This window comes from Massilia sp. LXY-5 (assembly GCF_059801075.1).
The window spans coordinates 1-534 of sequence record NZ_JBNNEH010000022.1 but is presented as its reverse complement, the minus strand read 5'-3'; the positions used below and the strand labels follow the sequence as shown (position 1 = coordinate 534).

General features: G+C 55.2%; 1 rRNA gene. It reads right to left on the bottom strand.

Annotated elements, in window-relative coordinates:
• Nucleotides 1-15: 15 nt before the first annotated feature.
• Nucleotides 16-534, bottom strand: a 16S ribosomal RNA gene (locus ACI48I_RS24175); the annotation flags it as partial.

Genomic DNA, 534 nt, shown 5'->3' with positions numbered 1-534 from the left:
CCGGTGCTACTCTAGAAAGGAGGTGATCCAGCCGCACCTTCCGATACGGCTACCTTGTTACGACTTCACCCCAGTCACGAATCCTACCGTGGTAAGCGCCCTCCTTGCGGTTAAGCTACCTACTTCTGGTAAAACCCGCTCCCATGGTGTGACGGGCGGTGTGTACAAGACCCGGGAACGTATTCACCGCGACATGCTGATCCGCGATTACTAGCGATTCCAACTTCACGCAGTCGAGTTGCAGACTGCGATCCGGACTACGATACACTTTCTGGGATTAGCTCCCCCTCGCGGGTTGGCGGCCCTCTGTATGTACCATTGTATGACGTGTGAAGCCCTACCCATAAGGGCCATGAGGACTTGACGTCATCCCCACCTTCCTCCGGTTTGTCACCGGCAGTCTCATTAGAGTGCTCAACTGAATGTAGCAACTAATGACAAGGGTTGCGCTCGTTGCGGGACTTAACCCAACATCTCACGACACGAGCTGACGACAGCCATGCAGCACCTGTGTTCAGGTTCCCTTTCGGGCAC